This window comes from Serratia sp. PL17 (genome assembly GCF_017832355.1).
GTDB lineage: Bacteria > Pseudomonadota > Gammaproteobacteria > Enterobacterales > Enterobacteriaceae > Serratia.
Genome location: NZ_JAFIBY010000002.1, coordinates 1 through 26,428 on the forward strand (window position 1 = coordinate 1; position 26,428 = coordinate 26,428).

General features: G+C 52.1%; 26 protein-coding genes, 1 tRNA gene and 1 rRNA gene. 12 read left to right on the top strand and 16 right to left on the bottom strand.

Annotated elements, in window-relative coordinates; genetic code table 11:
- Window positions 1–153: 153 nt before the first annotated feature.
- Window positions 154–269, top strand: a 5S ribosomal RNA gene (gene rrf, locus JOE25_RS08725).
- A gap of 371 nt (window positions 270–640) precedes the next feature.
- On the opposite strand, the gene actP is transcribed toward rrf, so the two are convergent.
- The 3 genes from actP to acs form a co-directional block, all read right to left on the bottom strand.
- Complete coding sequence (gene actP / locus JOE25_RS08730) at window positions 641–2,293, bottom strand: cation/acetate symporter ActP (RefSeq protein WP_209634240.1); 1,653 nt, start codon at window positions 2,291–2,293, stop codon at window positions 641–643.
- On the bottom strand, window positions 2,290–2,601 hold the full coding sequence (locus tag JOE25_RS08735; protein WP_209634241.1) for a DUF485 domain-containing protein: 312 nt from the start codon (window positions 2,599–2,601) through the stop codon (window positions 2,290–2,292). The genes actP and JOE25_RS08735 overlap by 4 nt, the downstream gene beginning before the upstream one ends.
- 92 nt (window positions 2,602–2,693) lie before the next feature.
- Window positions 2,694–4,652: an acetate--CoA ligase gene (acs, locus tag JOE25_RS08740; protein ID WP_209634243.1), complete on the bottom strand. Its 1,959-nt coding sequence runs from the start codon at window positions 4,650–4,652 to the stop codon at window positions 2,694–2,696.
- Window positions 4,653–5,463: 811 nt separating this feature from the next.
- On the opposite strand from acs, the gene gltP reads away from it, so the two are divergent.
- On the top strand, window positions 5,464–6,780 hold the full coding sequence (gene gltP, locus JOE25_RS08745; protein ID WP_209634244.1) for a glutamate/aspartate:proton symporter GltP: 1,317 nt from the start codon (window positions 5,464–5,466) through the stop codon (window positions 6,778–6,780).
- A 66-nt stretch (window positions 6,781–6,846) separates the two neighbouring features.
- Here gltP and actS read toward each other — a convergent pair whose 3' ends face one another.
- Window positions 6,847–7,599, bottom strand: coding sequence for an amidase activator ActS (actS, locus tag JOE25_RS08750; protein WP_209634246.1), 753 nt, complete (start codon window positions 7,597–7,599; stop codon window positions 6,847–6,849).
- A gap of 189 nt (window positions 7,600–7,788) precedes the next feature.
- Between actS and JOE25_RS08755 the strand changes: the two genes are divergently transcribed.
- On the top strand, window positions 7,789–8,535 hold the full coding sequence (locus JOE25_RS08755) for a sulfite exporter TauE/SafE family protein (protein ID WP_209635255.1): 747 nt from the start codon (window positions 7,789–7,791) through the stop codon (window positions 8,533–8,535).
- Between the two features lie 240 nt (window positions 8,536–8,775).
- Here JOE25_RS08755 and JOE25_RS08760 read toward each other — a convergent pair.
- The 6 genes from JOE25_RS08760 to aspA form a co-directional block, all read right to left on the bottom strand.
- A tRNA-Phe gene (locus JOE25_RS08760) sits at window positions 8,776–8,851 on the bottom strand.
- A 159-nt stretch (window positions 8,852–9,010) separates the two neighbouring features.
- Window positions 9,011–9,586: a transcriptional regulator gene (locus JOE25_RS08765; RefSeq protein WP_209634249.1), complete on the bottom strand. Its 576-nt coding sequence runs from the start codon at window positions 9,584–9,586 to the stop codon at window positions 9,011–9,013.
- 40 nt (window positions 9,587–9,626) lie between these two features.
- Window positions 9,627–11,333 carry a protein-disulfide reductase DsbD gene (locus JOE25_RS08770; protein ID WP_209634251.1) on the bottom strand — a complete coding sequence of 569 codons (1,707 nt, stop codon included), beginning with the start codon at window positions 11,331–11,333 and terminating at the stop codon, window positions 9,627–9,629.
- The gene (gene cutA, locus JOE25_RS08775; protein WP_037425900.1) at window positions 11,309–11,632 is read right to left on the bottom strand and encodes a divalent cation tolerance protein CutA; all 324 of its coding nucleotides are present in this window, start codon (window positions 11,630–11,632) and stop codon (window positions 11,309–11,311) included. The genes JOE25_RS08770 and cutA overlap by 25 nt, the downstream gene beginning before the upstream one ends.
- Window positions 11,633–11,757: 125 nt before the next feature.
- Window positions 11,758–13,059 carry an anaerobic C4-dicarboxylate transporter gene (locus JOE25_RS08780; protein ID WP_209634253.1) on the bottom strand — a complete coding sequence of 434 codons (1,302 nt, stop codon included), beginning with the start codon at window positions 13,057–13,059 and terminating at the stop codon, window positions 11,758–11,760.
- A gap of 247 nt (window positions 13,060–13,306) precedes the next feature.
- Entirely contained in the window at window positions 13,307–14,743 is a 1,437-nt protein-coding gene (gene aspA, locus JOE25_RS08785; protein ID WP_209634255.1) for an aspartate ammonia-lyase, read from the bottom strand.
- Window positions 14,744–15,089: 346 nt separating this feature from the next.
- Between aspA and JOE25_RS08790 the strand changes: the two genes are divergently transcribed.
- From JOE25_RS08790 to JOE25_RS08805, 4 genes are all read left to right on the top strand, one after another.
- Window positions 15,090–15,581 (top strand): FxsA family protein, encoded by a 492-nt coding sequence (locus JOE25_RS08790; RefSeq protein ID WP_037425908.1) that lies wholly within the window; start codon window positions 15,090–15,092, stop codon window positions 15,579–15,581.
- A 185-nt stretch (window positions 15,582–15,766) separates the two neighbouring features.
- The gene (locus tag JOE25_RS08795; RefSeq protein ID WP_004952634.1) at window positions 15,767–16,060 is read left to right on the top strand and encodes a co-chaperone GroES; all 294 of its coding nucleotides are present in this window, start codon (window positions 15,767–15,769) and stop codon (window positions 16,058–16,060) included.
- Window positions 16,061–16,105: 45 nt separating this feature from the next.
- Entirely contained in the window at window positions 16,106–17,752 is a 1,647-nt protein-coding gene (gene groL, locus JOE25_RS08800; protein WP_037425911.1) for a chaperonin GroEL, read from the top strand.
- Between the two features lie 238 nt (window positions 17,753–17,990).
- A complete protein-coding gene (locus tag JOE25_RS08805) occupies window positions 17,991–18,335 on the top strand; it encodes a DUF4156 domain-containing protein (protein ID WP_037425914.1) in 345 nt (114 codons plus the stop codon).
- A gap of 78 nt (window positions 18,336–18,413) precedes the next feature.
- Here JOE25_RS08805 and epmB read toward each other — a convergent pair whose 3' ends face one another.
- Window positions 18,414–19,442 (bottom strand): EF-P beta-lysylation protein EpmB, encoded by a 1,029-nt coding sequence (gene epmB, locus JOE25_RS08810; protein WP_209634257.1) that lies wholly within the window; start codon window positions 19,440–19,442, stop codon window positions 18,414–18,416.
- 42 nt (window positions 19,443–19,484) lie between these two features.
- On the opposite strand from epmB, the gene efp reads away from it, so the two are divergent.
- From efp to sugE, 4 genes are all read left to right on the top strand, one after another.
- Window positions 19,485–20,051 carry an elongation factor P gene (efp, locus tag JOE25_RS08815; protein ID WP_209634259.1) on the top strand — a complete coding sequence of 189 codons (567 nt, stop codon included), beginning with the start codon at window positions 19,485–19,487 and terminating at the stop codon, window positions 20,049–20,051.
- A 74-nt stretch (window positions 20,052–20,125) separates the two neighbouring features.
- Window positions 20,126–20,254, top strand: coding sequence for an entericidin A/B family lipoprotein (locus JOE25_RS08820; RefSeq protein WP_245209808.1), 129 nt, complete (start codon window positions 20,126–20,128; stop codon window positions 20,252–20,254).
- A gap of 122 nt (window positions 20,255–20,376) precedes the next feature.
- Window positions 20,377–20,508: an entericidin A/B family lipoprotein gene (locus tag JOE25_RS08825; protein WP_044553925.1), complete on the top strand. Its 132-nt coding sequence runs from the start codon at window positions 20,377–20,379 to the stop codon at window positions 20,506–20,508.
- Between the two features lie 195 nt (window positions 20,509–20,703).
- A complete protein-coding gene (gene sugE / locus JOE25_RS08830) occupies window positions 20,704–21,021 on the top strand; it encodes a quaternary ammonium compound efflux SMR transporter SugE (protein WP_037425920.1) in 318 nt (105 codons plus the stop codon).
- On the opposite strand, the gene blc is transcribed toward sugE, so the two are convergent.
- The 5 genes from blc to frdA form a co-directional block, all read right to left on the bottom strand.
- On the bottom strand, window positions 21,015–21,548 hold the full coding sequence (gene blc / locus JOE25_RS08835) for an outer membrane lipoprotein Blc (RefSeq protein WP_209634261.1): 534 nt from the start codon (window positions 21,546–21,548) through the stop codon (window positions 21,015–21,017). The genes sugE and blc overlap by 7 nt on opposite strands.
- Before the next feature lie 87 nt (window positions 21,549–21,635).
- Window positions 21,636–21,995, bottom strand: coding sequence for a fumarate reductase subunit FrdD (gene frdD / locus JOE25_RS08840; protein WP_020824891.1), 360 nt, complete (start codon window positions 21,993–21,995; stop codon window positions 21,636–21,638).
- Between the two features lie 12 nt (window positions 21,996–22,007).
- Window positions 22,008–22,400, bottom strand: a complete 393-nt coding sequence (frdC, locus tag JOE25_RS08845; protein WP_209634263.1) for a fumarate reductase subunit FrdC — start codon at window positions 22,398–22,400, stop codon at window positions 22,008–22,010.
- A 15-nt stretch (window positions 22,401–22,415) separates the two neighbouring features.
- Window positions 22,416–23,150 carry a succinate dehydrogenase/fumarate reductase iron-sulfur subunit gene (locus JOE25_RS08850; RefSeq protein WP_209634265.1) on the bottom strand — a complete coding sequence of 245 codons (735 nt, stop codon included), beginning with the start codon at window positions 23,148–23,150 and terminating at the stop codon, window positions 22,416–22,418.
- The gene (gene frdA, locus JOE25_RS08855; RefSeq protein WP_209634267.1) at window positions 23,143–24,939 is read right to left on the bottom strand and encodes a fumarate reductase (quinol) flavoprotein subunit; all 1,797 of its coding nucleotides are present in this window, start codon (window positions 24,937–24,939) and stop codon (window positions 23,143–23,145) included. Before frdA ends, JOE25_RS08850 begins: the two co-directional genes overlap by 8 nt.
- A 385-nt stretch (window positions 24,940–25,324) precedes the next feature.
- On the opposite strand from frdA, the gene epmA reads away from it, so the two are divergent.
- A complete protein-coding gene (gene epmA / locus JOE25_RS08860) occupies window positions 25,325–26,302 on the top strand; it encodes an elongation factor P--(R)-beta-lysine ligase (RefSeq protein WP_209634269.1) in 978 nt (325 codons plus the stop codon).
- The last annotated feature ends 126 nt before the right edge of the window (window positions 26,303–26,428 follow it).

The following is a 26,428-nucleotide window of genomic DNA, read 5'->3' on the forward strand; positions in this document are numbered from 1 at the left end:
GCAGCGATGCATTGAGCTAACCAGTACTAATGATCCGTGAGACTTAACCTTACAACACCAAAGGTGTTTTTAGAGCAGACGAAAGATTTTCAGCGGGTTCCGAGATTGGTTCTGGTGGTTACGCGAGTAACGGCCGGAATGAAACAGAATTTGCCTGGCGGCAATAGCGCGGTGGTCCCACCTGACCCCATGCCGAACTCAGAAGTGAAACGCCGTAGCGCCGATGGTAGTGTGGGGTCTCCCCATGCGAGAGTAGGACACTGCCAGGCATCAAATAAAGCAACAAGCCCTACGTGAAAGCGTAGGGCTTTTTGTTTTGTCTGCTGCATGGTGTTCTGGTTGAGCATGGGCATGCGAAAAGCCCGTCGGGAACGGGCTTTAACGCCGCTGGCGGCGGCCCCGCAGGGGTGAGTCTCAGGATGAGACGAGTATTGTAGGACACTGCCAGGCATCAATTAAGCCAAGAGGCCATCCGCAAGGATGGCCTTTTTGCTGTGTGCGAAAGAAAAAAATTACGCAGCTACGCTGCGCCTTTGGTACAGATACCTCTCCAATAGCCGCGCCAGTCATCATCCGCCAAGAGAAAAGGCCCCGAAGGGCCTTTGATTAGGGTGTGTTTGCTTTTTTCACTTATTATTCGTTAATGCGAGCTACCTTGTGAGATCCCCAATCCGGTTTGCGAACGAACAAACTGGGCACGGAAGCGCTCACGTTCTTGCTGTCCGGCCAGAGAACTGTCGGTAACCGAGAACAGCCAAGTGCCGACAAAGGCCACGATCATCGAGAACAATGCTGGATATTCATACGGATAAATGGGTTTCTCATGACCGAGGATTTGCACCCAGATCGTTGGGCCGAGGATCATCAAGATCACAGCCGTCAACAACCCTAACCAGCCGCCAATCATGGCGCCACGGGTCGTCAGACGTGACCAATACATTGAAAGAATGATAATCGGGAAGTTGCAACTGGCCGCGATTGAGAAGGCCAACCCGACCATAAAGGCAATATTCTGTTTCTCGAACAAAATCCCCAGCGCTATTGCCACGATACCCAAGACCACCACGGTAATCTTGGAAACCCGCAGTTCGTCACGTTCAGTCGCTTTGCCGTTTTTAATCACGCTGGCGTACAAATCATGGGATACCGCAGAGGCGCCCGCCAGGGTCAGGCCGGCAACTACCGCCAGAATGGTGGCAAAGGCGACGGCTGAGATAAAGCCGAGGAAGAAGTTGCCGCCCACGGCATTAGCCAAATGCACTGCTGCCATATTGGTTCCGCCCAGCAGCGCCCCGGTAGCGTCTTTGAACGCTGGGTTAGGGCTAACTAACAGAATGGCACCGAAGCCGATAATAAAGGTCAGGATATAAAAATAACCAATAAAGCCGGTGGCATAGAACACGCTCTTACGGGCCTCTTTTGCATCACTGACGGTAAAGAAACGCATCAGAATATGCGGCAGACCGGCGGTACCAAACATCAGAGCTAACCCTAAAGAAAGCGCTGAAATAGGATCAGAGACCAGTCCTCCAGGGCTCATAATGGCGATACCTTTCGGATGTACCTTCACGGCTTCAGCGAACAGGGTATTGAAGTCGAAATTAACCGATTTCATTACCATCAGTGCCATAAAGCTGGCGCCTGCCAACAGTAATACCGCTTTGATAATCTGTACCCAGGTGGTGGCCAGCATGCCGCCGAACAGTACGTACAACACCATCAGAATGCCGACCAGAATGACGGCGACATGGTAGTTCAGGCCGAACAACAACTGGATCAGTTTGCCGGCACCCACCATTTGCGCAATCAGGTATAGCGCTACCACCACCAAAGAGCCGCAGGCGGAGAGCGTGCGGATCGGTTTTTGTTTCAGGCGGTAGGATGCTACATCCGCAAAGGTATAACGGCCCAGGTTACGCAGGCGTTCTGCAATCAGGAACAAAATGATTGGCCAACCGATCAGGAAGCCGATGGAGTAAATCAGCCCGTCATAGCCTGAGGTATACACCAGTGCGGAAATACCGAGGAAAGAGGCTGCCGACATAAAGTCGCCAGCAATAGCCAGGCCGTTTTGCAGGCCGGTAATTTTCCCGCCAGCGGTGTAGTAATCCTGGCGCGAACGGGTGCGTTTGGAAGCCCAATAGGTGATGTAAAGCGTGGCGCCAACAAACAGCACGAACATGACGATCGCCTGAATGTTCAACGGTTGGCGCTTTACTTCACCACCAATGGCGTCAGCAAAGGCCATGCCCGGTAGGGCCATCAGAGTAGCGGCAGACAGTAAACGCTTCATTTCTTCACCTCACGCAGGACTTCTGCAGTCAGGTGATCGAATTCGCCGTTGGCGCGAAATACGTAGATCCCAGTGAGTACAAAAGAGATTACGATCAGGCCAACGCCTACCGGGATCCCACGGGTAATGGTCGATCCTTCTGCGATCGGTGTACCCAACCACTGAGGATCGAAAGCGATCAATAGAATAAAGCCAACATACAGCGCGAGCGTAATCAACGAGAGCAGCCAGGCAAATCGGCTACGTTTACGCACCAGCTCTATAAAGCGCGGGTTTTCCTCAATCCCTTGATAAATGGTGTCATTCATCAGAGTGTCTCCAGTAGGTATTGAACGAATGCGCCGCGCTTGAAGCCGATCATCGGGTTATTTCCCCTTTGATCGGCCAGAGGCGGCGTAAATTATGACGGCACTTTCATTGATTGTTTTTCTTCCAACAGCTTGTCGACTACAGCCGGATCAGCCAGCGTTGAGGTGTCCCCCAGGTTGCTGGTATCGCCAGCGGCAATTTTGCGCAGGATGCGGCGCATGATCTTGCCGGAACGCGTCTTGGGCAGGGAGTCTGTCCAGTGCAGTAAATCCGGCGTGGCGATCGGCCCTATCTCTTTGCGTACCCAGTTACGTACTTCGGTATAGAGCTCTGGTGAAGGTTCTTCGCCATGATTCAGTGTGATATAGGCGTAAATCGCCTGGCCTTTAATGTTATGGGGGATACCCACTACTGCGGCTTCAGCGATTTTCGGGTGTGAGACCAGAGCTGATTCGATCTCGGCAGTGCCCAAACGGTGGCCGGATACGTTCAGCACGTCGTCGACGCGGCCGGTGATCCAGTAATAGCCATCCTCGTCACGGCGTGCGCCGTCCCCGCTGAAATACATGCCTTTAAAGGTGGAGAAGTAAGTTTGCTCGAAGCGATCGTGATCACCAAACAGAGTACGTGCCTGGCCAGGCCAGGAATCGGTGATCACCAGATTACCTTCACAGGCACCTTCCTGCAGTGTACCTATGTTATCGACCAGCGCGGGCTGTACGCCAAAGAATGGCCGCGTCGCGGACCCTGCTTTTAACTCGGTGGCTCCAGGCAGTGGCGTGATCATAAAACCACCGGTTTCTGTCTGCCACCAGGTGTCGACGATCGGGCATTTACCGTTGCCGATTTTATTGTAGTACCACTCCCAGGCTTCTGGGTTGATTGGCTCACCGACCGACCCCATGATGCGCAGTGAGTCGCGCTTGGTGCCTTCAATCGCCTTGTCACCTTCGGCCATCAGGGCGCGTATGGCCGTCGGCGCGGTGTACAGGATATTGACCTGATGTTTGTCGATGACCTGAGACAGACGGTTTACGCCAGGGTAATTCGGGACCCCTTCAAACATCAGGGTAATGGCACCGCAGGCGAGTGGGCCATATAAGAGATAACTGTGCCCAGTGACCCAGCCAACATCGGCGGTGCACCAGTACACGTCGCCATCATGGTAATCAAACACATACTTAAAGGTCATCGCGGCATACACCAGATAACCGCCGGTAGTGTGCAGCACGCCCTTGGGTTTACCGGTCGAGCCGGAGGTATAAAGGATAAACAGCGGATCTTCCGCATTCATCTCTTCTGGTGGGCAATCGGCTGAAACACCTTGGGTAAGTTCATGCCACCACAGGTCACGCCCTTCCTGCCAGTAGCCTGGTTTGCCGGTGCGCTGGAACACGACGACATTGGTGATGCTTTTCACACCTGGATTCTTTAGCGCATCATCGACATTTTTCTTCAGCGGCACGGCACGTCCGGCGCGCAGGCCTTCATCAGCGGTGATAACCAATTTGGAATTAGAGTCGATAATACGGCCGGCTACCGCTTCCGGTGAGAAACCGCCAAAGATAACCGAATGCACGGCCCCTATTCGGGCACAGGCCAGCATGGCGACAGCGGCTTCAGGCACCATTGGCATATAGATAGCTACGACGTCGCCTTTTTTGACACCCAGCTTTTTCAGCACGTTGGCGAATTGGCAGACATCGTGATGCAGTTGTTTGTATGTCACTTGTTTTGACTGGGTAGGATCGTCACCTTCCCAGATAATCGCCGTTTGGTCACCGCGTTCGGCCAGATGGCGATCGAGGCAGTTGGCCGCCAGGTTTAGCGTACCGTCCTCAAACCAGCGGATGCTGATATGGCCCGGATCGAATGAAGTATTCTTTACCCGGCTATAGGGTTTCATCCAATCCAGGATTTTTCCCTGTTCGCCCCAGAAGGCTTCTGGGTCTTGCACAGACTGTTGATAATATTGTTGATATTGTGTCGGATTAATCAGGGCGTGTTCTGCAATTGCAGAAGGAATAGCGTGTTTATGCACTTGGCTCATAGCTTTTCTCCTTGAAGTTGTTAATGATATGTCAACTGAAGGTTAAGTATAGTTTGCTCCGATTCTTTGTTTCTTTTTTGCGCGGCAGATCACGCAACGAAGATATTGATTTGTAATAGTTCTGCCTCATTTGCGTTGGGCATCTGCCTGCTTGGTGGGAGAAAAGGGTTAGATAGGAGCTTTTAGTCAGAAAACGCGATCTAAAGAACTAAAAAGAATAAACACTTCGGCGATAAATTCTTTCTATAGAGAATAGTAGATATACCACCGACTGAATTAACGCTCTTTTAAACCATTATGGAACATAGATTTTCATTAATATTCGATGTTGATATTAATGTTTTGCTTGTCAGAGGGTATTTATAACAAACAATCACTTTTGGGCTGTTATTAATTACCGATACTTATTATCCATTCCGGATAATTCTCATTTTTAAAACCTTTACGCAACATAATATAAACATCCTTGTTGGACTAAATATGCAAAATTAACGCATATTTTCTGATTTTAAATATCTCGACGCACGATAATTTTGTGATGCCTATCACATAAAATTATGCTGTTAATAACAACAAGTTATGTGGCTTGAAATGAATGTCAAACTTACTTTAGATTAAATTTTGCACTAAAGTCATATAAAACAAGGCTTGCAGATCATGCCACTCAGATGGTACAGATTTAGATAGCGGCACATTAAGGGCAGGTGATCGCTTCTTGGTTATTAACATAAGCCTGTATTAAATGATTAAGTGCTTTTTTCGTCGCGTTAAGATAAATACGACGAAAAGAGCCTTTGAGGACTTTTTGGGTATGAAAAGTGTAAAAGTCAGTCTTGCTTGGCAAATCCTTATCGCACTGGTGCTGGGTATTATTGTCGGGGCGGTGCTCCATAATCAAAGCGAGTCACGTGAGTGGTTGGTCAGTAATATTCTTAGTCCGGCTGGTGATATATTTATTCGCTTGATTAAGATGATTGTGGTCCCGATTGTTATTTCGACATTGGTTGTGGGCATCGCCGGGGTAGGGGATGCGAAGAAGTTAGGTCGGCTCGGATTGAAAACCATTATTTACTTCGAAGTGATCACAACGATTGCCATCGTTGTGGGGCTGACGTTAGCTAATGTTTTTCAACCCGGCCATGGCATCGATATGTCGACGCTGACTGCGGTCGATATCTCGCAATATGAAAAAACCACGGAACAGGTACAAAGTGGTTCACATAGCCTGGTGGCGACCATTTTGTCGTTGATTCCCTCAAACGTCTTTGCCTCAATGGCAAAAGGCGACATGCTGCCGATTATCTTCTTCTCGGTGTTGTTTGGTCTTGGTTTGTCGTCATTACCCAAAGAAACCAAAGAGCCGTTGCTGAAGGTATTTAAAGCCATTTCCGAAAGCATGTTCAAAGTGACCCATATGATCATGCGCTATGCGCCGATCGGGGTGTTTGGTCTGATCTCAGTGACGGTCGCCAACTTTGGCTTTGCCTCATTGTTGCCGTTGGCCAAGTTGGTCTTGCTGGTGTATTTCGCCATAGCCTTTTTTGCCTTGGTAGTGCTGGGTGCAGTGGCCCGGTTGTGCAATCTGCGTATTTGGACGCTGATTCGCATCCTGAAAGATGAATTGATCCTGGCCTTCTCCACCGCCAGTTCTGAAACGGTACTGCCGCGTATCATTGAAAAGATGGAAGCGTATGGCGCACCGAAAGCCATCACCAGCTTTGTGGTGCCGACCGGTTACTCTTTCAATTTGGACGGTTCTACGCTGTACCAAAGCATTGCGGCCATCTTTATTGCACAGCTGTACGGAATTGAGCTCTCCCTGGGGCAGGAAGTCGTCTTGGTGGTGACGTTGATGCTGACCTCGAAGGGCATTGCCGGCGTGCCGGGCGTTTCCTTTGTGGTGCTGCTGGCAACACTGGGCAGTGTGGGGATCCCACTGGAAGGATTGGCATTTATTGCCGGCGTTGACCGTATCCTGGATATGGCGCGTACGGCTCTGAATGTAGTGGGCAATGCATTGGCAGTACTGGTGGTCGCAAAATGGGAGCACCAGTTCGACAGTAAAAAGGCGCGTGCTTACGAGCAGGCGTTCTTGTCCGGTGACGTCAAGCAGGTCAAAGAGTCTTAACAGCCACTTGGTTTGCTATGAAAAACCCGCCTTGTGCGGGTTTTTTGTCTTTATTCCGGTGAGGAATCAGCAGGCAGGTGCAGTGCCTTGAGCTGGCAAGAAGCGGAGCGGATCCAATGCGGTGGCACGATAACGGATTTGGAAGTGCAGCATCACCTTGTCGGTGCCCGTACTCCCCATGGTGGCAATCTTCTGTCCGGCTTTTACTTCCTGAGCGTTGCTAACCAGCAGCGTATTGTTATGGGCATAGGCACTGATGTACTCATCATTGTGTTTGATCATAATCAGGTTGCCATAACCTCGCAGCTGATTGCCAACGTACACCACGCGACCTTTGGCTGCCGCAAACACGGGCTGGCCACGGTTACCGGCAATATCAATGCCTTTGTTACCGCCGTCTGCCGTAGAATACTTACTGACGATATTGCCCTGAGTTGGCCAACGCCAGCATTTAATGCTGCTGCGGATTGGAGGTGGTGCCACTGCTGCGATTTGGCTAGTGGATTGTGTTTTGCGCGATTTGCCTTTCTTCGCCGTCGCGTTATTTAACGCCAGCTTTTGGCCAATCTCGAGGTTGTAAGGTTTGGGAATTTTATTGCGTCGGGCTAACTCACTGACTTCGCTGTTGGTGATCCAGGCAATATAAAACAGCGTATCGCCGCGCTTGACGGTATAGGTGTTGCCGTTATAGCTGCCTCTGGCTAATTGATCATAATCGCGGTTGTAGCTGTTCGATTTTTTTCCGGAGCCGCACCCCAATAATCCCAGACTGACCACGCACACGGCGATCAGCCGCCATACAGCGAATGTGCTTCCCATACTCAAATATCGTCCTTAAACGTCGTCGCGCTTCATAGTGATCTACATATAGTAACACCAACGGTCAGGTGGTCAAAAACGCCGCCATAGGCTAAGTTTTTTCAGGACTTGGGCTGCAGCGAGCTGAGCCCGCTAAGACACGGCATTTCTCGTGCAGCTCAAGAATTTTCATGGATTGGAAAAAATAATATGTACGATACCTTAACGCTCTCGAGTTATCTGGTACTGGCAGGCACATTATTAGTGGCTTATGTCATCTTTGGCATCGCTGGTTTTGGCTCTGCGCTGATCGCCAGTCCTGTGATGGCGCTTTATATTCCGGTGGCGAAAATTGTCCCTTTGTTGGCGCTGTTGGATATGTGTGCGGCTGTTATCAATGTCAGTCGTGATGGGCGTAATGCGCAATGGTCGGAATTGAAACGGCTGGTGCCATTAATGGTCATCGGCAGCCTGTTGGGGGCGGCTATCTTGCTGAAGTCCCGGCCAGAGATACTGTTGCTGGCGTTGGGGATTTTTGTCGTGTTTTACGCTGTCTATTCTCTCAGTGGCGTAAAACCGGTTCGGCAATTGTCGCCCAAGGCTTCAGTGCCCTTTGGTTTGATTGGGGGGATATTCAGCGCACTTTTCGGGAGCGGCGGCTTTATTTACGCGATCTATCTCAGTGGTCGAATTGAAAAAAAAGAGGCTTTTCGCATAACTCAGACCACGCTGATTGGTCTGAGCACTCTGACCCGTGTGATCATTTTTGCTGTTGCCGGTGTTTATCTGGATGTGGACTTATTATTGTTGGCATTAGCGCTGGTGCCGGGAATGTTGGTGGGTATTACCTTGGGCCGGCATTTCACCCTCAGAATGTCGCGTGAGCAGTTCCTCAGGATTATCAATATTATTTTGCTGGCTTCGGGGACCATGCTGATTGTCAGGTACTTTAGTTAACAATGATCGCGTGGCTGGTCGATGGAAAGTCCGAATCTCAGAAAGCAAAAAACCCGCCATAGGCGGGTTCTTCTAAATAGGGTGCCCGGACTCGGACAACCGGCGCTGGCGCCGTGTTGAACAACGCTTTAGCGTTGGCCCGCAGGGTGAGGCCTGTGGCCGAATAATCGAACGGAGTTCGATGGAGAGTCCGTATCTCAGAAAGCAAAAAACCCGCCATAGGCGGGTTCTTCTAAATAGTGGTGCCCGGACTCGGAATCGAACCAAGGACACGGGGATTTTCAATCCCCTGCTCTACCGACTGAGCTATCCGGGCAACGCGCAGCATTAAACCGTATTGGCCGAAAGCAGTCAACGGCTTTCTCAACGAAATCAGGCAAAATGCGTCTGATTGCTGGCTTTTCGGTCAAAGGGCGTGAAATTTGGTCCAAAACTGTCGACGCTCTGCGGCGGCTGTGTGCCGCCGGGAGTGAACTCAGCTTAATGCCCCGTTTCTGCGGCACTGGGCCACCTGTAAGATGTCTTCCGCCAGTCGCTTAGCGACAGATACGTCCTGTAGCTGACGTTTTACCAGCAGTTTACTCAGGCAACCCTCCTGAATCAGCTCCATCTGCTGTGCCACCATGTCGGCGTCATCGGCGTCCATTTCACGGAGTAGATCACGGGTCAGATCCAACGATGTCAGCTTCTGCTGTTCCGCTAGCTGGTGGATCGGGTGGTCCACCTCAGGGAAGAAACTGCAGGCGGCAATAAACAGGCAACCTGGGTAGCGGTCATGTTTGACGTATTCTTCCAGAACGTCATATCGCGCCAGCAGTTTTTGCTGTGGGCTCAGGGTTTCGTCCAGCAAGAGTTGGCGGCGCCAGGTGTCAATTTGCTGACCGTGATAACGCAGGCAGTCATACAACAATGCTTCGCGATCCGGCCAGAATCGCTTTAGGTCACCCGGTTGCACGTCGAGTTTATCTGCCAGCATTTCTAGTGTGGCGGTCGCCAGGCCCTGTTGTTCTAACAGCCCCAGTGCCGTATCAAGAACGTGTTCACGTTGCACTTGTGCTCCCTCCAAATTCGGTTCTGAAATTCAGTGTTATTTATTGCACCACTTTCTGCAAATGCGCGTTGAACGCCGTTGCATCCATAAATCCGGTTACTCGTTGGTTTGTTAACTCTTGCCCGACACCATTAAAGAACAGAATTGTCGGTAATCCCAAGACTTTTAGGTGTTTGAGAAGCGCGACCTGCTCGGTATTGTTGGCGGTCACATCGGCCTGCAGTAGCACTGTATTGGAAAGCGTAGACTGAACCGCGGTATCGCTGAAGGTGTACTTTTCGAACTCCTTGCAGGCTACACACCAATCAGCGTACAGATCCAGCATTACTGGCTTCCCTTGCGCCTGTTGCAGCGCAAGATTGAGCTCTTCTACGTTACTAATACGTGTGAACTTCAAATGTTGCACTGCAGCTTGCTGGGCGCTATTGGCACCAAACGCCCAGTCTTGGAGCGGGCGCGCAGTAATCACAGCCGCTGCCAGCAGGAGTAATTGCAATGCACGCCCCCAGCCGCTGGAGGTTTTCAGACTCAACGTGAATGCCCAACCAAAGAACGCCAGGCCGAGCAGGCTCCACAACCGTAGCCCCCATGGCTCGCCAATGACACGTTCCAGCAAGAATACAGGCAGTGCCAGGATCACAAAGCCAAAGGCTTCTTTGACATACTGCATCCATGGGCCGCTGCGCGGCAACAGGCGATTGCCGAACAGGGTCACCAGCACCAGCGGGATACCCATGCCTAACGCATAGAGGTACAACGTACCGCCGCCTGCCCACATGTTACCGCTTTGGGTAATGTACAGCAGGATAGCGCTGAGCGGCGCGGTAGTGCAGGGAGAACAAATCAGCCCAGCCAGCGCCCCCATCAGGAACACGCCAGGCAGAGAGCCGCCTTGTTGGGTGTTGCTCCAGCCCGCCAGCCGTGTTTGCAGTGAAGACGGCAACTGCAGCGAATACAGACCGAACATCGACAAAGCCAAAGCGATAAACAGTATCGACAGGCCGATGAGAACATAGGGGTGTTGCAGTGCTGCCTGGAACTGTAGCCCGGCGGCCGCAACCACTAAACCCAGCAGGGTGTAGGTCAGCGCCATGCCCTGAACATACACCACCGCCAGTGCCAGTATGCGTCCACTGCTGTGCGGTTTTTCTCGCCCAAGGATGATGCCGGAAATCAAGGGGTACATCGGCAGTACACAGGGGGTAAAGGCAATACCAATACCAATCAGCAGTGCCCACAGCGGGGAAAATGGCAGACCGGCCGGCGCAGGTGCTTCAGGCGCAACGGTAGGCGGCGCGGTGACGGCACTTACGGCATCCAAAGGGATCACCCGTGTTTCCGGTGGGTAGCAGAAACCCGCTTCGGCGCAGCCCTGATAAGTCACACTCACACTGGCGCCACTGGCAGCCTGCCGCAGGGGAATGGGCAGAGTAAGCTGCTGCTTGAAAATGGCCACTTCGCCGAAGAACTCATCTTTATGGCTCAGCCCGGCAGGCAGCGTAAAGGCGCCTAACGTCGCCTGCTGTGGTACCAGTTTGATCTGCTGGCGGTACAGGTAATATCCGGGGCGGATTTGCCAGTTTAGCGTGAGCTGGTGGCCTTGCTGCTTAAAATCAAAGGCAAATGCCTGATCGACGGGCACGAATTGGCTGCCACCCTTTTGGGTGAACAACGAGGCCTGAGCCGCCTGTGGCAAAAAAAACAGGCTGCAAAGCAGGAATATCAATTTAATGAGGCGTTGATCCATAACAGGTAGTCTTTATCTCCAGCCATCACCGGCAGTACCAGTAGCTCGGGCGTTTGGTACGGGTGATGTTGTTTCAAGTAGTTGAGCAGGGCGTCTTGGTGGTGGCGATCGCTTTTGAACAGCATTTGCACTTCGTACTCCTGCTCCAGTTTCCCTTCCCAGTAGTACAACGATGATGCGCCGGGTAGCAGTGTGGCGCAGGCCGCCAGCTTTTCTCCCAATACCCGGGCTGCCAGGTCTTGTGCCGTGGCCTCATCGGGTGCGGTGCAGAGTATGACGATAGCTTCGCAGTCAGACATCTTCGGCCCTCTCATCCAAATTATCAGTGGGCACTATACCTTGAAGGACGGTTGGCTAGAAGGCGAGTTTATCGCCAGTGGGGCAGGATTGGAGGAAACCGGGGCGGTAAGCCCCGGTGAGAGCATTACAGCATTACGCCGCCCAGCAGGAAGCCGAATAGCACCGCCAATATTACGCCGATGGTGCCGGGGATAAAGAACGGGTGGTTAAAGACAAAGCGCCCAATGCGCGTTGTGCCGGTGTCATCCATCTGGACTGCCGCGACCAGCGTAGGGTAGGTCGGCAGGATGAACAGGCCCGAGACGGCAGCGAAGGATGCCACGGCGGTCAAGGGGGATACATTCAGCGCCAGCGCCATTGGCATCAATGCCTTGGCAGTGGCGGCCTGAGAGTACAGCAGCGCAGAGCAGAAGAAGAAGATCACTGCCAGCAGCCATGGGTGTGACTGAATCACGCTACCCGCAGTCTCTTTGATCCAATCAATATTGGCCTGCACGAAAGTATCGCCCAACCAGGCCACGCCCAGAATACAGATACAAGCGCTCATACCGGCCTTGAAGGTGCTGGAGTTCAGCACTGCATCAGTATCGACGCGACACAGCAGGGTCGTCAGGGTGGCGACGCTCAGCATGATGATCAAAATCGCATTGGTGGTGTTCATCAAGGGTTTTGCCACCAGGCCCAGGCCTGGGCTGTTGATGATGGCGTAGGCTACCACGCACAACACGCCCAGCAGGAACAGCAATACCGAGACTTTGGCGCGCGGTTTGATTTCCATTACCTTGTTGCCGCGCAGTGTCACCAGGCCTTCTTCAAGGCGTTTCAGGTAAACCGGGTCGTCAGACAATTTAGAGTCGAACAGCCAGCTCACTAGCAACGACATCACCAGTACGGCACAGAAAGTTGAAGGCATGACCACCATCAGCAGGTGCAGATAGCTGACGCCGTGGCCTTCCATCACGGAAGACATGTAAACTACAGCCGCCGAAATGGGGGATGCGGTGATGGCAATTTGAGCGGAAACCACTGCGGTAGACAGCGGGCGGCAAGGCTTAATGCCCTGTTCTTTCGCCACTTCTGCAATGACGGGCAGTGCAGAAAGAGAGATGTTGCCGGTACCGGCGAAGATGGTCAGAAAATAGGTGACGATCGGCGCTAAGATCGTGATGTGTTTTGGATTCTTGCGCAGCAGTTTTTCAGTTTGCTGCACCAGGTAATCCATACCGCCCGCGACCTGCATTGCCGAGATCGCGGCAATCACAGCCATGATGATGGAAATCACGTCGAAAGGGATGCTACCTGGCTTCACGCCAATCAGCGCCAAGACCAAAACCCCGAGTCCGCCTGCAAATCCAATTCCGATACCGCCCAGCCTGGCCCCTAAAAAAATGGCCAGCAGAACGATAACCAATTCTACGGCTAACATAGTGTCTACTCCTTAAAGTGAGCTATACCCTGCATTTTTAAAGCCGCATCTGCGTTGGCTGTCAGTACTCACCCCAGTCACTTATTTGAGTAAGCTCTTGGGATTCCCTCTTGCCGCCTTGATGCAGCCCCAATTATTTTGGGTGTAAATTGAAAATAAAAAGTTAAATTTTTGTGGGCGATGGAAAGTAAAAAGGCACGCTATCCAGGGGATTTAGCGTGCCTTTTTGGGCTACCGGGTGTATCTGCTATTGTTCATTTTCATCCGTATAGCGTTTGGCTTTATAGGCCGGGTGCATCAAGTTCTCCACGGAGAAGATGTCATCCAGCTCGGCTTCCGTCAGCAGACCGCGTTCCAATACGACTTCACGTACGGTTTTACCTGTTTCGGCGCAGATCTTCCCGACGATGTCACCATTATGGTGGCCAATGAACGGGTTCAGATAGGTGACGATACCGATAGAATTGAAGACGTAGTGTTCGCACACTTCTTTATTCGCGGTGATGCCGTTAATGCATTTTTCCAGCAGGTTATAACATGCGTTGGTCAGTATATGGATAGACTCGAACATGGCCTGGCCAATGACCGGTTCCATCACGTTCAACTGCAGTTGGCCTGCTTCGGCCGCCATGGTAACGCAAGTGTCGTTGCCAATCACCTTGAAACACACTTGATTGACCACTTCCGGTACAACTGGGTTCACCTTGGCTGGCATGATTGAGGAGCCTGCCTGCAGTTCCGGCAGGTTGATCTCGTTCAAGCCGGCACGAGGGCCTGAAGACAGCAGGCGCAGGTCATTACAGATTTTAGACAGTTTAACCGCCAGGCGTTTCAGTGCGCTGTGTACCATCACATAAGCACCGCAGTCTGAGGTGGCTTCGATCAAATCTTCGGCGGGCACGACCGGCAAGTTACTGACCTCTGCCAGTTTCTGTACGGCCAATTGTGGGTAGCCTTCAGGCGTGTTGAGCGCCGTACCAATCGCGGTGGCACCCAGGTTCACTTCCAGCAAGAGCTCAGCAGTGCGATGCAAGTTGCGGGTTTCTTCTTTCAGCAAAACGCTGAAAGCGTGGAATTCCTGACCCAACGTCATAGGGACGGCATCCTGCAGTTGGGTACGCCCCATTTTCAGGATGTTTTCAAATTCCTTGGCTTTATGGTCAAAACCTTCGCGCAGTTGGTTGATGGCGTCGATCAGCTTTTGGTTGGAGGCATAAACGGCAATGCGGAAACCGGTTGGGTAGGCGTCGTTAGTGGATTGGCATTTGTTGAGGTGGTCGTTAGGGTTCAGGTATTGATATTCCCCTTTCTGATGCCCCATCAGTTCCAGGCCGATGTTCGCTAGTACTTCGTTGGTATTCATGTTCAGAGACGTGCCGGCGCCGCCCTGGAACACGTCTACTGGGAACTGGTCCATGCATTTGCCTTTATCCAGCACTTCATCACAGGCCTGGATGATGACATCAGCGATTTTGCGCGGAATGGTTTTTAGTTCTTTATTCGCCATCGCTGCGGCTTTTTTTACCATCACCATGCCACGAACAAATTCGGGCACATCACTGATTTTGCTGTTGCTGATATAGAAGTTTTCAATCGCACGCAGAGTGTGAACACCGTAATAGGCTTCTGCGGGGACTTCACGTGTTCCTAACAGGTCTTCTTCGATACGAATGTTATTTGACATGAGAACCTTCTTTAAATTGCTGCCGAATTAATTAATTGTCAGGTAACCAAATTATGTTGCCGAAGGCTTCAGGCGTGAAACGATTAACCATAGTGCCCGTTGCTGCCCAGATCATATGCTGGTTAGTAATAAATGACTGAATCCAGATCACCTTCTGGGCCTTCTTAAATCACGTGTTTCGTGTTCTGTGATCTCATTCACGTTTACTCACTTTAGCAATAAAAAAGGGTCTTTGGTTGAAATGGCTACCGGCTGACCCCATTGTATTGAGGTCGGCCGTTTACCGGCCTCTTTTTCCGCGTCGTCGCCAGTGTGCGGCTACGCAACGCTACCAGAGGAGAACCAGGTGCGCTGGTTACCGTTACTGCTGATATTTCTGTTGGCTTACATAGAAATATCTTTATTTATCAAAGTTGCCGCCGTATTGGGTGTGGCAATTACTCTGTTGCTGGTGGTGTTCACCTCCTGCGTCGGCATTTCGCTGGTACGCAATCAGGGCATGAAAACCTTCATGCAAATGCAACAGAAACTGGCTGCCGGTGAAAGCCCGGCAGCGGAAATGGTGAAGAGTGTTTCGCTGGTGCTGGCGGGTTTCCTGCTGCTTGTCCCAGGGTTTTTTACCGACTTCCTCGGTCTGTTGTTGCTGCTGCCGCCCGTGCAGAAGTCGCTGACGCTTAAGTTGATGCCGCATCTGTCCGTCTACCGCCCAGGCGGTTGGGGGCAAGGGGGCGACGCTGCTAATGGCAACACTTTCGACGGTGAGTTTCAGCGTAAGAATGACGATCGTTATACGTTGGATCACCAACCTGACGATCATGACAAGCGTAACGATCGCTGAAAAAACGCGGCTCAGGCCGCGTTTTTTGTATCGGTAGCCCAGTATTGCCATTAAAAGCGAAAATTTTTTTGGCCGGCCCCTTGAAGGGGAATGGAATGCCCCCATTTCAAATTCCACGAGGCCGGTAATCACAATCCGGTGACAACCCTAAATCTGATAGAGACCTTCTTACAGGAGAGCGTTCAATGAGTATTCGTCCATTGCATGACCGCGTTATCGTCAAGCGCAAAGAAGTTGAATCAAAATCTGCTGGCGGCATCGTTCTGACTGGCTCTGCAGCGGGTAAATCTACTCGTGGTGAAGTAGTTGCAGTTGGTAAAGGACGTGTTCTGGAAAGCGGCAACATCCAGCCGCTGGATGTAAAAGTTGGCGATATCGTGATTTTCAACGACGGCTACGGCGTGAAAGCAGAGAAGATCGACAATGAAGAAGTGTTGATCATGTCCGAAAGCGACATTCTGGCAATTGTTGAAGCGTAATTACGCTTTTATCTTCTGAACTGAACGAGTTGAAGGGAAATACCAATGGCAGCTAAAGACGTAAAATTCGGCAATGACGCTCGCGTGAAAATGCTCCGCGGTGTGAATGTTCTCGCTGATGCAGTGAAAGTGACCCTGGGCCCGAAAGGCCGTAACGTAGTGCTGGATAAATCCTTCGGCGCTCCTACCATCACTAAAGATGGCGTATCTGTTGCTCGTGAGATCGAACTGGAAGACAAGTTTGAAAACATGGGTGCGCAAATGGTGAAAGAAGTTGCCTCTAAAGCGAACGACGCGGCAGGCGACGGTACCACCACTGCAACCGTACTGGCTCAATCCATCATCACCGAAGGCCTGAAAGCAGTCGCTGCCGGCATGAACCCGATGGATCTGAAGCGCGGCATCGACAAAGCGGTTATCGCTGCTGTTGAAGAGCTGAAAAAACTGTCCGTACCTTGCTCTGACTCCAAAGCTATCGCTCAGGTAGGCACTATCTCTGCAAACTCCGACGAAACCGTGGGTAAACTGATTGCAGAAGCGATGGAAAAAGTCGGTAAAGAAGGCGTCATCACCGTTGAAGAAGGCACTGGCCTGCAAGACGAGCTGGACGTGGTTGAAGGTATGCAGTTCGACCGTGGTTACCTGTCTCCATACTTCATCAATAAACCAGAAACAGGTTCTATTGAGCTGGAAAGCCCGTTCATCCTGCTGGCTGACAAGAAAATCTCCAACATCCGTGAAATGCTGCCAGTACTGGAAGCCGTAGCGAAAGCGGGCAAACCACTGCTGATCATTGCTGAAGATGTTGAAGGCGAAGCGCTGGCTACCCTGGTGGTTAACACCATGCGCGGCATCGTGAAAGTGGCTGCGGTTAAAGCACCTGGTTTCGGTGACCGTCGTAAAGCCATGCTGCAGGACATCGCTACCCTGACTGCCGGTACCGTTATCTCTGAAGAGATCGGTCTGGAGCTGGAAAAAGCGACCCTGGAAGACCTGGGCCAGGCTAAGCGTGTTGTTATCAACAAAGACACCACCATCATCATCGATGGCGTGGGCGACGAAGCGACTATCAAAGGCCGCGTTACCCAGATCCGTCAGCAGATCGAAGAAGCGACCTCTGACTACGATCGTGAAAAACTGCAAGAGCGTGTCGCTAAACTGGCTGGCGGCGTTGCCGTTATCAAAGTTGGCGCAGCAACTGAAGTTGAAATGAAAGAGAAGAAAGCACGCGTTGAAGATGCCCTGCACGCAACCCGTGCTGCGGTTGAAGAAGGCGTGGTTGCGGGTGGTGGTGTTGCACTGATCCGTGTAGCAAGCAAAATCGCTAACCTGAAAGGCGACAACGAAGACCAGAACGTCGGTATCAAGGTTGCACTGCGCGCGATGGAATCCCCACTGCGTCAGATCGTAATCAACGCCGGTGAAGAAGCTTCTGTTATTGCGAACAACGTGAAAGCAGGCGAAGGCAGCTACGGCTACAACGCTTACACCGAAGAATACGGCGACATGATCGCGATGGGTATCCTGGATCCAACCAAAGTAACCCGTTCTGCTCTGCAGTACGCGGCATCTGTGGCTGGCCTGATGATCACCACCGAATGCATGGTAACCGACCTGCCAAAAAGTGATGCACCTGATTTAGGTGGCGCTGGCGGTATGGGTGGCATGGGCGGCATGGGCGGCATGATGTAATCATCCCCCACGTTAGCGTGTGCAAAAGCCCCGGCCAATTGGTCGGGGTTTTTTTTGCGTGCTTTGTCGTACGGCTTTTGATGATATTTTTGCAGACCGGACTGATTTAGCTGGTAAACTGATCTTTCATCAGCTGTCGCTCAAGACGTTGGCCAGCACCAGTGGCAACGGATGCTTAAGAGATGGCAACGCTTTCTGATAAGCTTTTGCGAAATTCTCAATATAGATGGGGAACAAGATGCGGATTAAAGCCTTACTGGGTCTTTCGGCAGCGGTACTGCTGGCAGGTTGCAGCAGCACCAATGAACTGTCCGCTGCAGGCCAACAGGTTAAATTCACCGACACCAAACCGGCAGCAGAATGCCAGCTGGTGGGCGAAGTGACCGGCACTCAGAGCAACTGGTTGTCAGGTAATGGCGGTGAAGGTAGTTCCATGCGCGGTGCGGCAAACGATCTGCGTAATAAAGCGGCGGCAATGGGTGGCAATGTCATTTATGGTGCAACCAGCCCAAGCCAGAACTTACTGTCAAGCTTTGCCCCATTAGACAGCAAAATGGTTGGCCAGGTTTATAAGTGCCCGTAACATAATACGATTTACAAGATGGCATAAAAAAGAGGCATGCTCAGGCATGCCTCTTTTTGTCTCGATAAACCGCCATCGTCAGTCTTGCATCAGGTGCAGGTCGAGAGGGGTTTTGCTTGGCTTACCACCGACTTCACGGGTGAGGCGTGGCACCATATAGCCGGAAACTTTGCTCAGCAGAGACTGCATGATTGCGCGTGCCTCGTCATCACTGACCATAAAGTGCGCGGCTCCCTGTACCTTATCCAGTACGTGGATGTAGTACGGTAGAATACCTGCATCAAATAGCGCGTTACTCAGTGCCGCCAGCGTGTCAGCATTATCATTAATACCACGCAGCAGCACGCTTTGATTCAGCAACGTGACACCGGCCAGGCGCAGCTGTGCCATGCTGGCTTGCAGTTCGCGGTCAATTTCATTGGCGTGGTTGATATGCGTGACCATCAACACCTGTAGGCGTGATACTGAAAGCCGCTGACACAGCTCAGGCGTAATGCGCGCAGGGATAACGACGGGTAAGCGGGTATGAATACGCAGCCGTTTCAGGTGCGTAATGGCTTCTAGTTCACCGATCAACCAGTCCAACTCATGGTCTTTCGCCATCAACGGGTCCCCACCGGAGAAAATAATCTCATCCAGTTCTGGGTGTTGGCGGATATAATCCAGCGCTTGACGCCAGTTGGCCTTGTTGCCCTGGTTGTCCTGATACGGAAAATGGCGGCGGAAGCAGTAACGGCAGTTGACCGCACAGCCTCCTTTGACCAACAGCAAAGCACGATTACGGTATTTATGCAGCAGGCCTGGCACCACACTACGTTGTTCATCCAGCGGGTCGTTTGTGAAGCCAGGCGCATTGATGAACTCTTCGCTGGCAGTCAGAACCTGGCGCAGTAACGGGTCATCGGGATCGCCGGAACGCATGCGTGCGGCGAAGGCGCGTGGTACGCGCAATGCGAACAGGCGCCGGGCTTCGCGGCCCTGCGGCAGCTCTGGATGCGTATTCAGTGATAAAAGCTGCAGTAATTCATCGGGATCGGTAATAACATCGGCGAGTTGATGCAACCAATCTTCTCTATATGCCGTACTTTGGGTTATAATGTGTGCCATTTTTTTGGCTAAGCTACCAGTTTAAATATTCAGAGGGCCATCATGGCGACTTATTCTAGCAACGATTTCCGTCCGGGTCTTAAAATCATGTTCGAGGGTGAACCTTACGCCATCGAATCCAGTGAGTTCGTCAAGCCGGGCAAAGGCCAGGCGTTTGCACGCGTTAAGATGCGTCGTCTGCTGACCGGCAGCCGCGTTGAAAAAACCTTCAAATCTACTGACTCTTGCGAAGGCGCAGACGTTGTAGATACCAACATGAACTACCTGTACAACGACGGTGAGTTCTACCACTTCATGCACCCTGAGACTTTCGAGCAACACGGTGTTGAAGAAAAAACTGTATCTGATGCGGCAAAATGGCTGCAAGATAACGCAGAATGTATCGTTACCCTGTGGGACGGTCGTCCTATCGCGGTTCAGCCGCCGAACTTCATCGAAGCTGAAATCGTTGATACCGATCCAGGCCTGAAAGGCGACACTGCGGGTACCGGCGGCAAGCCTGCTACCCTGAGCACTGGCGCTGTGGTTAAGGTTCCCCTGTTCGTACAGATTGGCGAAGTTGTCCGCGTTGACACTCGCTCTGGCGAATACGTTTCACGCGTTAAATAAGTTTCAACACAAAGGAGCCAAACTTGGCTCCTTTGTTTTATCCCTTCCCGCATATTGTTGGCAGAATCTGAATAATGAAGAAAACTCTGTTAGCCGTTGTCTCCCTGTTGTTACTGATGTCCCTTAGCAGTTGTAATACTTTCCGTGGCTTCGGTGAGGACGTCCAGCACCTCGGCGGCGCTATTTCGCGCACGGCCAGCTAATACACATAAAATGCACTAATGTCATAGTGCAAAATAAAACCATTTTAAACAGCAACGCCCGCTAATATTTACTAAGCTTAGAAAGTCGTATTTTTTCATCACTGATAAATAAGGACTTCCCTATGCTGAAGAAAAGTATTATCGCGATTTTCTCTTTGATGATTTTGACCTCATTGACCGCATGCAATACCACTCAAGGTGTGGGCGAAGATATTCAGGCTGGCGGTAAGGCCATCCAGCGTAGTGCGCAATAGCCCGCATTCCTGATCCTGGTGGTATTTCCCACGGTGGAATACCACCGCATCGTCAAACCTGCTTGCCTGCCCGTTTACGGGCCTGATATCCTGCCTCTGGCGGCTCTTCTTGCCCGCAATTCATCATCAAACTGAACGGGACGACCCGTTTACGTGCCATTGTTCGGGGACGACCCCACTTATGGAGGCCGTCTCATGGCTTGGATTATTTTACTTATCGCGGGTTTACTTGAAGTTGTGTGGGCTATAGGCCTGAAATACACCCATGGATTTACCCGCCTGACGCCGAGCATCATTACCGTTGTCGCTATGGTGGTCAGTATGGTGCTGTTGGCGAACGCGATGAAAACGCTACCTGCGGGCACCGCTTATGCCGTCTGGACGGGCATCGGCGCTGTAGGGGCAGCAATTATGGGGATGGTATTGCTGGGTGAGTCGACCAATATCGCGCGCATTATCAGCCTGTGCCTGATCGTTGTCGGCATACTTGGGTTGAAGTTCAGCAGTCACTGATGTTGCTGTTGTTTCACCCAGATTAGCTTATCCGTATCAAAGCCGTTGTTTTTCGCGGTTTGTACTAATCTGTCGCGCGTGGCGGTGTCCAGTGTCGGCGTGCGCGACAGTATCCACAAATACCCCCGGTTTGGGCCGCATACCAGGGCGTAGCGGTAATTCGCATCCAGCTCAATCACGTTATATCCACCGTAGAAAGGCCCAAAAAAGGACACCTTAAGTGCGGCAACCTGCGGTGAACCCGTAAAATAGGCCTTGCCCGTGCTTTCCTGCCATTGTTGTTTTTGCGAATTAAAACCCCGATTAACCACTTTTAGGCCACCGTCTTCGCGAGGGCTGTAACTGGCGGTAACCTGCTCGAGGCCCCGTTCAAAACGGTGATCAAAGCGAGCGATTTCATACCAGGTACCGAGGTAGCGTTGGCTGTCGAAATCATTCACTACTTTGATATCCTGCGGAGGGGAAACGCTGCACGCGGCGGAAAGGAAGGCGGGAATAATCGTGCATAGCTTTGACCGAAGACGCATGGGTTACTCCTGTTTACCTGATGTGAATAAACAGTGTAGCCGAAAGGCAAAGCTGGCGGCCAATAAGCGTTGGCCGCCAGCGGTGTTTTATAGCGTTACTACGCCGATAACGGTGACGACGCTGAGGATAGCTGCCAGGCCATAGAACACCCATTTACCTGCCGGCACGTGGATTTTCAAATCGTGCATCGCATGATGGATACGATGCAGACCGCACCACAGTGGCAGGATGATCATCAGCAGCAGGAACAAGCGGCCGATCAGGCTTTGACAGAAAGCCAGCACGCGGTCATAGCCTAATGCATCGCCGGGGAACCACCCCAGCGGCAGCAGAATGCCGACCAGCAGTACGATAGCGGGCGCGATGATCGCCCCCCACATGCCGCCAGCGCCGAATAATCCCCAGAAAACCGGTTCGTCTGAGCGTTTAGGTGCTTGATTTATCATGTTTCCTCCGGATTACAGCAAGGCCACGGCCAGGATGACCACGCTGGCGAGCAGCGTTACTGCCCACAGCGCTTTGACGATAGGCCCAGGACCCATTTTCTCGCTGTTGACCACGATATTGGCGGCTTTCGGTGCCAAGTCGAACCAGGTTTTGGTATGCAGCAGTGCGGCCAGCAGGGCGATGATGTTAATCAGCAGCACCAGTGGGTTTTGCAGGAAACCGACGAAACCTGCCCAACTATCCGCTCCACCTTTCAGTGCAAAAACGCCGTAGATCAGCACGATACTGAACCAGACTGCCGGTACTGAAGTCCCTTCACGCAGCATATAGAAACGGTAAAAGCCGAGTTTTTGCCACCAGGTCGGCGTCATGGTGCGCACATAGGGCTTACGTTGTGTAGTCATTGCTGTTTATCTCCCTTATTGCGGCTTCAGCATGGCGATCATGAAGTCTTTGGCGCTTTCTACCTTGCCTTGCTGAATCGCAGCGGCTGGATCAACGTGCTTCGGACAGACTTCAGAACAATAGCCAACAAAGGTACAGCTCCATACGCCGTTCTGGCCGTTGAGCTGCGCCATGCGCTGTTTCTGGCCGTGGTCGCGGTTATCCAGGTTATAGCGATGCGCCAGAGTAATCGCCGCAGGGCCAATAAACTCTGGGTTCAGGCCGAATTGCGGACAAGCGGCGTAACACAAACCGCAGTTGATGCAGCCAGAGAACTGGTGATACTTGGCCATCTGCGCAGGGGTTTGTGCGTTAGGGCCATCTTCCGGTTTGCGGTTATTGCCGATGATATAAGGCTTAATGGCTTCCAGACTTTCGATAAAGTGAGTCATATCGACCACCAAATCACGTTCAATCGGGAAGTTACCCAAGGCCTCTACTTTCATACCGTCGGTGTATTCGCGCAGGAAGGTTTTACAGGCCAATTTCGGAACCCGGTTGACCATCATGCCGCACGAACCGCAAATCGCCATGCGGCATGACCAGCGGTAGGACAGGTCGGGCGCCAGGTTATCCTTGATATAGCCCAGCGCATCGAGCAGCGAGGTTTGTTCGTCATAAGGGACTGCAAAGGTTTCGAAATGCGGTTCGGCATCGCGTTCAGGGTTATAGCGCATGACCTCGATTTTCAGGGTCTTCATCTCAGCCATTTGCCTGCTCCTTATCCTTTTTATCCTGTGCTTCGGCTTCAGCACCGTACACGCGTTTGGCCGGTGGCAGTTTGGTGATCTTCACGTCGCTGTATTCCAGGCGTGGTGCGCCGTTCGGGTTATGGAACGCTAAGGTATGCTTCAGGAAATTCACGTCGTCACGTTCGGTACAGCCTTCATCCAGGCGCTGGTGAGCACCGCGGGACTCTTTGCGGTTCAGGGCAGAGTGTGCCATGCATTCTGCGACGTCCAGCCCGTAACCCAGCTCGATGGTGTACAGCAAATCGGTATTGAACACGCTGGAACTGTCGGTGATTTTTACGCGTTTGAAACGTTCTTTCAGCTCAGCCAGCTTATCGACAGTCTTTTGCATCAACTCTGGCGTGCGGTAAATGCCGCAGCCTTCTTCCATCGACATGCCCATTTCGTCGCGGATTTTGGCCCAGTTCTCGTTACCTTCCTGTTTCATCAGGTTGCTCAGACGGGTCTCGACGTCGCGGCCCTGTGCATCCAGAGCACTGCCGTTGGCCGGGCCGCTTTCCAATGCCCGACGTGCGGCGTGCTCACCGGCGACTCGGCCAAACACCACTAATTCTGCCAGTGAGTTGGAACCCAGTCGGTTGGCGCCGTGCAGACCGACAGACGAACATTCGCCAACGGCAAACAGCCCCTTGATGCGTGTCTCACAGTTTTGGTCGGTCTCAATACCCCCCATGGTGTAGTGCGCGGTCGGACGAACCGGAATGGGGTCTTTCACCGGATCCACGCCGACATAGGCTTTGGCCAGTTCACAAATAAACGGCAGGCGTTCGAGCAGTTTCTTTTCCCCCAAATGGCGCAGGTCGAGATAGACCACGTCACCACGAGGTGTCGGGATGGTGCGGCCGGCACGCCATTCGTGCCAGAAGGCCTGAGAAACTTTGTCGCGCGGGCCCAGTTCCATGTATTTATTCTTCGGTTCGCCCAGCGGGGTTTCTGGCCCCATGCCGTAGTCTTGCAGATAGCGATAGCCGTCTTTGTTCACCAGAATGCCGCCTTCACCACGGCAACCTTCAGTCATCAGAATGCCGGAGCCTGGCAAACCGGTCGGGTGATATTGGACGAATTCCATATCGCGCAGCGGTATGCCGTGATGGAACGCCATACCCATGCCATCACCGGTAACGATGCCGCCGTTGGTGTTGTAGCGGTATACGCGTCCAGCACCGCCGGTAGCCATGATCACCGCATTGGCACGGATCTGCACGCGGGTGCCTTCCATCATGTTCATCGCTATCAAACCACGGGCCTGACCGTCATCCACCAGAATATCCAGCACAAAGTGCTCGTCAAAACGCTGGATTTGCGGGTATTTGAGTGACGTCTGGAACAGGGTATGCAGCATATGGAAGCCGGTTTTGTCGGCGGCGAACCAGGTACGTTCAATCTTCATGCCGCCGAAGCGACGCACGTTGACTGAACCGTCTGGTTTGCGGCTCCACGGGCAACCCCACTGTTCAAGTTGGATCATTTCACGTGGGCAGTTGTGAACGAAATGGTCGACTACGTCCTGTTCACACAACCAGTCGCCACCGGCAACGGTGTCGTTAAAGTGGTAGTCAAAGGTATCGTGATCCTGAGTAACGGCGGCGGAGCCCCCTTCGGCGGCCACGGTATGGCTGCGCATCGGGTAAACTTTAGAGATCAGCGCGATTTTCAGTTGGGGATTGGCTTCCGCTGCGGCTATTGCTGCACGTAAACCAGCACCCCCGGCCCCAATAATGGCAAGATCGGCGTTAAAGGTTTGCACTGCATTCCTCCAATATTCTTGTTAAGAACGGCAAATTAAATATCTATGCTTAATATTTATAAAAATTCTTCGGGTGCTAACTAATTGAGTTCATTGTCGTTGCATAAAGACTAAGGATAGATATCTCCCACCAATAATGTGGAATTAACTATACCTAAAGATAAGTAGAAGAAATTTGATGTGATCGATTGTTTTGCCTTTTAACTCGAAGCCGGAAGGATAATTGCCTGCAAGGGGTATTTAACGTTTATTCACCTTTTATTAACCTTTCTGCTAATTATTTATTAGGAAATACCGCCATTAAAGGCGCCGGGCTGTTAAGAATTTGTTTGCATGCCTGGATACGAGTAGACTGCATCCCCTGTTTGATTTCGGAGTAATTACCATGAGCGAAACGGCAAGCTGGCAGCCAAGTGCACCCATCGCCAATTTGTTGAAACGCGCAGCGATCCTGACTGAGATCCGGCGTTTCTTCGCCGATCGTGGCGTATTAGAAGTTGAAACGCCAACCATGAGCCAGGCGACGGTCACCGATATCCACCTGTTCCCGTTCCAGACTCGCTTTGTCGGACCCGGTGCCGCGGATGGCCTGACGCTGTACATGATGACCAGCCCGGAATACCACATGAAACGGTTGTTGGCGGCAGGCAGCGGACCGATCTATCAGATGGGGCGCAGTTTCCGTAATGAAGAAGCGGGCCGGCACCACAACCCGGAATTCACCATGCTGGAGTGGTACCGTCCGCATTACGACATGTACCGGCTGATGAATGAAGTGGACGATCTGTTGCAGCAGGTATTGGATTGCGACAGCGCGGAGACGCTGTCGTATCAGCAGGCTTTCTTGCGCCATCTGGATATCGATCCGTTGTCGGCGGAGAAAGTCCAGCTGCGTGAAGCGGCAGCCAAGCTCGATCTGAGCAACATCGCCGATACTGAAGAAGATCGCGACACGCTGCTGCAACTGTTGTTCACCGTGGGTGTGGAACCGCACATCGGCCGTGATAAACCGGCATTCGTTTATCATTTCCCGGCCAGCCAGGCATCGTTGGCGGAAATCAGTACTGAAGATCACCGGGTGGCGGAACGTTTCGAGGTCTATTTCAAAGGGATTGAGCTGGCGAATGGTTTCCGTGAACTGACCGACAGCCGTGAACAGCGTCAGCGTTTTGATCAGGACAATCGCAAGCGTGCGGAACGTGGTTTGCCGCAGCATCCGATTGATAACAATTTATTGGACGCTTTGCAGCATGGTATGCCGGAATGTTCTGGTGTGGCCCTGGGGGTTGACCGGCTGGTAATGCTAGCGCTGGGGGCAGAAAGCCTGAGCGACGTGTTGGCCTTCCCGGTTGGGCGCGCGTAAGCGTATCTCTGTCGTCTTTCACGCCGCAGCGTTCAGACAGATTTATCGCTCCCCCCACTGACTTACTGAAGTAAGTCAGTGGGGGGAGCTGGCCGCAACGTGAAATCCATAGGGTATATTGTGGTG

What these genes read in the sequence shown, in the direction of transcription:
- actP (WP_209634240.1), bottom strand. Translation starts at nt 2,293, where the DNA reads ATGAAGCGTTTACTGTCTGCCGCTACTCTGATGGCCCTACCGGGCATG.
- JOE25_RS08735 (WP_209634241.1), bottom strand. Translation starts at nt 2,601, where the DNA reads ATGAATGACACCATTTATCAAGGGATTGAGGAAAACCCGCGCTTTATA.
- acs (WP_209634243.1), bottom strand. Translation starts at nt 4,652, where the DNA reads ATGAGCCAAGTGCATAAACACGCTATTCCTTCTGCAATTGCAGAACAC.
- gltP (WP_209634244.1), top strand. Translation starts at nt 5,464, where the DNA reads ATGAAAAGTGTAAAAGTCAGTCTTGCTTGGCAAATCCTTATCGCACTG.
- actS (WP_209634246.1), bottom strand. Translation starts at nt 7,599, where the DNA reads ATGGGAAGCACATTCGCTGTATGGCGGCTGATCGCCGTGTGCGTGGTC.
- JOE25_RS08755 (WP_209635255.1), top strand. Translation starts at nt 7,789, where the DNA reads ATGTACGATACCTTAACGCTCTCGAGTTATCTGGTACTGGCAGGCACA.
- JOE25_RS08770 (WP_209634251.1), bottom strand. Translation starts at nt 11,333, where the DNA reads ATGGATCAACGCCTCATTAAATTGATATTCCTGCTTTGCAGCCTGTTT.
- cutA (WP_037425900.1), bottom strand. Translation starts at nt 11,632, where the DNA reads ATGTCTGACTGCGAAGCTATCGTCATACTCTGCACCGCACCCGATGAG.
- JOE25_RS08780 (WP_209634253.1), bottom strand. Translation starts at nt 13,059, where the DNA reads ATGTTAGCCGTAGAATTGGTTATCGTTCTGCTGGCCATTTTTTTAGGG.
- aspA (WP_209634255.1), bottom strand. Translation starts at nt 14,743, where the DNA reads ATGTCAAATAACATTCGTATCGAAGAAGACCTGTTAGGAACACGTGAA.
- JOE25_RS08795 (WP_004952634.1), top strand. Translation starts at nt 15,767, where the DNA reads ATGAGTATTCGTCCATTGCATGACCGCGTTATCGTCAAGCGCAAAGAA.
- groL (WP_037425911.1), top strand. Translation starts at nt 16,106, where the DNA reads ATGGCAGCTAAAGACGTAAAATTCGGCAATGACGCTCGCGTGAAAATG.
- JOE25_RS08805 (WP_037425914.1), top strand. Translation starts at nt 17,991, where the DNA reads ATGCGGATTAAAGCCTTACTGGGTCTTTCGGCAGCGGTACTGCTGGCA.
- epmB (WP_209634257.1), bottom strand. Translation starts at nt 19,442, where the DNA reads ATGGCACACATTATAACCCAAAGTACGGCATATAGAGAAGATTGGTTG.
- efp (WP_209634259.1), top strand. Translation starts at nt 19,485, where the DNA reads ATGGCGACTTATTCTAGCAACGATTTCCGTCCGGGTCTTAAAATCATG.
- JOE25_RS08820 (WP_245209808.1), top strand. Translation starts at nt 20,126, where the DNA reads ATGAAGAAAACTCTGTTAGCCGTTGTCTCCCTGTTGTTACTGATGTCC.
- JOE25_RS08825 (WP_044553925.1), top strand. Translation starts at nt 20,377, where the DNA reads ATGCTGAAGAAAAGTATTATCGCGATTTTCTCTTTGATGATTTTGACC.
- sugE (WP_037425920.1), top strand. Translation starts at nt 20,704, where the DNA reads ATGGCTTGGATTATTTTACTTATCGCGGGTTTACTTGAAGTTGTGTGG.
- blc (WP_209634261.1), bottom strand. Translation starts at nt 21,548, where the DNA reads ATGCGTCTTCGGTCAAAGCTATGCACGATTATTCCCGCCTTCCTTTCC.
- frdD (WP_020824891.1), bottom strand. Translation starts at nt 21,995, where the DNA reads ATGATAAATCAAGCACCTAAACGCTCAGACGAACCGGTTTTCTGGGGA.
- frdC (WP_209634263.1), bottom strand. Translation starts at nt 22,400, where the DNA reads ATGACTACACAACGTAAGCCCTATGTGCGCACCATGACGCCGACCTGG.
- JOE25_RS08850 (WP_209634265.1), bottom strand. Translation starts at nt 23,150, where the DNA reads ATGGCTGAGATGAAGACCCTGAAAATCGAGGTCATGCGCTATAACCCT.
- epmA (WP_209634269.1), top strand. Translation starts at nt 25,325, where the DNA reads ATGAGCGAAACGGCAAGCTGGCAGCCAAGTGCACCCATCGCCAATTTG.